Here is a 4,178-nt window from a genome sequence, read left to right on the forward strand (position 1 = left end):
GACCTCGAGGGTCTTGTCGTACGACACGTACTGGCGGTTCTCGGCGATGTAATACTGCGCGTAGTCGTTGGTGAACGACGCGCCGATGCGGGAGAAGCCGTTGGCCGTCCAGGCGGCGTCGGCGGTCTCGGCGTCGTCCGTGAACAGCGCGGTGCCGTCCGCGGTCACCGAGATCCGGTCGGCCGCGAAGCCCTTCATCGCCAGGCCGCCGTCGGTCTGGTAGCGGAAGCGCAGGTCGATCTTCCGGCCGGCGTAGGCGTCCAGCGGGTAGGCCAGCGGCTTGTAGCCGTCGACCGTGCCGTGCAGGGCCGGCTTGTCGCTGCCGTCGCGCGGGATCGGCCGGCCGTCGACCGTGCCGTCCAGGGCGGTCCAGTTGGCGCCGCCGTCGGTGGAGACCTCGGCGTAGAGGAAGTCGTAGTTGGCCTCGATCTCGTACCAGCCGTCGAGCGTCAGCTCGGCCGTGGAGGCGCCGGTGAGGTCCACCGAACGGGTCAGCGTGTTGCGCAGGTCGTCGCCGCTGCCGCTCCACCACTGGGTCCGCCCCTCGGCGGGGGGCACGATCTCGGTGGTGACCGCCTTCTCGGGCAGTTCGACCACGAGGGCCTGCTTGTCCTTGGTGTTGTACTCGGCGTAGCCCAGCTTGTGCCGGGACTTCGTCGCGGCCTTGGCCGTGTCGTAGTCCAGCCAGCCCAGCTGGAGCTTGTCCCAGGCGGTCATGTCGCCGGGCAGGTCGCCGATCTCCCCCTCGCCCCGGCCGAGCCAGGAGCCGGAGGACATCAGGGTCCAGAAGCCGGTGGAGTTCTCGCCGCCCGCGGTGTCGTAGTGGTCCGGCAGGCCGAGGTCGTGGCCGTACTCGTGGGCGTAGACGCCGAGTCCGCCGTTCTCCGGCTGGATGGTGTAGTCGCCGACCCAGACGCCGGTGTCGCCGACGGGCGCGCCGCCGAGCTTGTTGTGGTCGGGGCCGGTGGCGCCCGCGTCGGTGCCGAAGGCGTACCAGCGGTGGGCCCAGATCGCGTCCTCGCCCTGGGCGCCGCCGCCGGCGGACTCGTCCTCACCGGCGTGCACGATCTGGAAGTGGTCGATGTAGCCGTCGGGCTCGTTGAAGTTGCCGTCGCCGTCGAAGTCGTAGCGGTCCCACTCGTCGAACTTCGCGACGTCCGCCTTGATCTCGGCGTCGGTCGCCCCCGCCGCCTTCTGGTCGGCGACCCACGCGTTCAGGCCGTCGCTGACGACGTTCCACACGCTCGAGCAGGTGCTGTCGCCGCAGGCGTTGTTGCCGTACCGGGCCTCGTTGTAGGGGACCTTGACCCAGTCGGAGACCTGGCCCTCGACGGAGTAGCGGCCCGAGGACTGCTTCTCGAAGTACGTCTTGACCGACTCGACGCCCTTGCCGGTGCCGAAGTACAGGTCCTCGAAGTGCTTCTGGTCGTAGTCGGCCTGCCAGGCGGTGGAGTTGTCCGCGCTGCGGTCCGGCTCGGCGATCTGGTTGTGCAGCGGGCCGGGGGTGCCGCCGTAGCGGCTGTCGATCTCGTCGCCGAACTCGACCAGGATCGTGAAGATCTTGTCGGTCTTCTCGCGGCCGAGCTCGACGTACTTGCCGGTGCCGTTCTTGCCCTTGCCCCTGCCCTTGAGTTCGACGACCTTCGAACCACCCCGGTCCTTGACCGTGGACTCGCCGGATATGACCTGCTCAAGGGCTTCCTGGCGCTGGGCGTCCCGCGTCTTGGAGAGCGGGCCCTCGAGGTCGTGCTCGACGTGCTGGTGCTCCGCCGGGTCCTGCCGGTCCACGGCGGCAGGCCGGTCGGCCCCTTCGGCCGTGTCGGCCTGGGCCACGGTGAACGCAGAGCAGGTGGCGGTGACCGCCGCGAGTGCCACGCCTGTCGCGGCCGCTCTGAACGTCCAGGGTCTACTGGTCACTTGAGATCCCCTCTGGCGTGCGCGTGCGCGAAGGTGGGGTCCGGGTGACGGATGGTCGCGCACACGTGATCAACGCGTGTAGTCAAGTGACCACATTTGACTAGAGGTTCAGCGGAAAAAACAGACCTTGACTTGAACAGATCAACTGCATTATGCGGAGACGGGGTCCCTTTTACGGACACCGAAGGTCTGTTTACGGACACGCGGGGCCTGTTTCGCCGGGGAGATGACTCCGTGCGCCCCCCGTGCACCAGGCCCGGCGGTCAGGTCACGCTTACCGTGCGTTCCGCTCGGGCACCCTCGCGGTTAGAGTCGCTTGGCGGCACACCGTTGCGCCGGTGGAACGCCAGGCCGACAGCCCCCCGACTCCCGAGGACACGATGGCCATGCCCCGTCCGACTGTCGCTCAGTTCGCCTACGGTGCGTGCACCGTGGTCTTCTCCGCCTTCGCCCTGCTGCTGGTGTCGGGGACGAGTTCGGGCGCGGGCATCGCGCTCGTCGTCGTCGTGGCGCTCGCCCTGGGGCTGCTGGTGGCCGTGGCGGCGCCCCGGTCGACGTCCCGGCCCGTCCCGGTGCCGCGGTCGCTGCCGCGGGAGCCGGTCCGGGCGACCCTCCCCTCGCCGGCGGGCGTGCCGGCGGCCCGCGAGGCCGTGCGGGAGCGGGCGGCCTCCTGACGCCCGCGGCCGGCCGCGGACGCCCCCCGCCCGGGGCCCGCCGGCCGGTCCCGTGTCACCCGGTGCCGACCACGACCGTCTTGGCGGCCTTGTCGTGCAGGCCCTGCTTGTAGGGCTTGTCGAAGAAGCTCCAGCCGCCCGCGATCACGGTCCACACGCAGGCGCAGCAGAACGCGAACGGGATCCACAGCACGGCGGCGCGCGTCAGTGACGTCTGCACGGAGGGCGTCGAGCCGTCGGACAGGTCGGCCACCCGCAGCTTCAGCCACTTCTTGCCGAGGGTCTGCCCGGAGCGGGAGGTCATGACGGTGTCGTAGGCGATGTAGAGGACCGCGGCGACGAGGGACTGGGTGAAGGACTTGCCCACGTCGACCCGGTCGCCGCTCACGTCGTACTCGCTCACGCCGAACGGCCAGGTGAGCAGCCAGACGACGAAGCCCACCAGGACCATGTCGATGATCCGGGCGAGGGTGCGCCTGCCGCTGTCGGCGAGGGGCGGCATCCCGGCGAGGGGGTCGCCGGGGCCGCCGGGACCGTACGGGCTGCCGCCGCCCCCGTAGGGGCCGCCGCCTCCGTAGGGATCGCCGCCTCCGTAGGGGCCTCCTCCCCCGTACGGGCCGCCGGTGCCACCGCCCTGAGGACCGCCGCCACCGCTGCCGTAGGGGTCACCGCCACCGCTCCCGTACGGGCCGCCGCCTTGCTGCGGCGGGGGCCGGCCGCCGGACGGGGGGTGCTTCCTGAACGGGTCGTCGTCCGGCGGCTGCTGACCGGAGCCGGGGGGCGGTTCGGTACTCATGGCCCGAGTCGACCGCGAACCCCCCGGTCGCGCATCCGGCGAGCCGCCGTCCGGAGTACCGGCGCCGCGGCCCGCCCGCGCAGCCGGTCCGAAGGGGTGACTCCCCGTCCGTTCCCGCCCGGTTCCCCGTGCTTGCGGCCGGGGTCAGCCCGCCACGAACGTGTGCGCGGCCTTGTCGTGCCAGCACTGCCGCCACGGCTTGTCGAACAGGCACCACAGGACGCCCACCACACCGACGACGAGTACTCCCGGGATGCTGTAGACCAGCCAGCGGCGCAGGGCCGCGCCGAACCCGGGCACGTCGTGCCCCTCGATGTCCCGCACCTCGAGGCCCAGCAGCTTCTTGCCCAGGGTGCGGCCCCACTTGGCGGTGGGCAGCACCTCGTAGAGGACACCGCCGAGGAGGAGGACGGCGAGGACGATGCCCAGGTACACCGACGTGGTGCCGTCGAGCAGCCACACCGTGACGGTCCGGCCGGACAGCCTGGCCGCGTCGATCTTCCCGTCGACGTGGTCCGCCGCCGCGATGCCCAGCGGTACGGCGGCCAGGGCGGTGACGCCGCCGAGGACGACGGTGTCCAGCAGCCGCGCCGTCAGCCGCCTGCCGAGTCCCGCGGGGCGGGCCGAGGCCTGACGTCTGGCGGCGGCCTGGAAGACGTCCTCGACCGGTGGCTTCCACGGCGCGACCGGCGCCTCCTCCCCGTCCGCGAGCCGGTGCGCCTGCTGCGCCCAGGACGACTGGCCGCCCCCGTGACCGCTCGTCAGCGGCCGGGGGGCGGCCAGTCGTCCTG

The 4,178-nt window shown here is 71.7% G+C and carries 4 protein-coding genes; 1 reads left to right on the top strand and 3 read right to left on the bottom strand.

The genetic code is table 11. The features are described 5' to 3' along the window. Positions 1 to 1,917: immune inhibitor A domain-containing protein (locus tag AOK18_RS17665; RefSeq protein WP_079105067.1), on the bottom strand; the 1,917-nt coding region annotated here is incomplete at its 3' end. 380 nt (positions 1,918 to 2,297) lie between these two features. Here AOK18_RS17665 and AOK18_RS17670 point away from each other — a divergent pair. Continuing rightward, on the top strand, positions 2,298 to 2,591 hold the full coding sequence (locus tag AOK18_RS17670; RefSeq protein ID WP_055572034.1) for a hypothetical protein: 294 nt from the start codon (positions 2,298 to 2,300) through the stop codon (positions 2,589 to 2,591). Between the two features lie 55 nt (positions 2,592 to 2,646). Here the strand turns inward: AOK18_RS17670 and AOK18_RS17675 are convergent, their stop codons facing one another. Next, positions 2,647 to 3,387, bottom strand: coding sequence for an RDD family protein (locus AOK18_RS17675; RefSeq protein WP_055572035.1), 741 nt, complete (start codon positions 3,385 to 3,387; stop codon positions 2,647 to 2,649). Between the two features lie 144 nt (positions 3,388 to 3,531). Then, on the bottom strand, positions 3,532 to 4,178 hold a 647-nt coding region (locus tag AOK18_RS17680), incomplete at its 5' end, for an RDD family protein (RefSeq protein WP_167738702.1).

The sequence above is a fragment of the Streptomyces prasinopilosus genome (genome assembly GCF_001419695.1).
GTDB lineage: Bacteria > Actinomycetota > Actinomycetes > Streptomycetales > Streptomycetaceae > Streptomyces > Streptomyces prasinopilosus.

Excerpts from the sequence above, each read along its gene's own strand:
- AOK18_RS17670 (WP_055572034.1), top strand. The coding sequence starts at position 2,298 with ATGGCCATGCCCCGTCCGACTGTCGCTCAGTTCGCCTACGGTGCGTGC.
- AOK18_RS17675 (WP_055572035.1), bottom strand. The coding sequence starts at position 3,387 with ATGAGTACCGAACCGCCCCCCGGCTCCGGTCAGCAGCCGCCGGACGAC.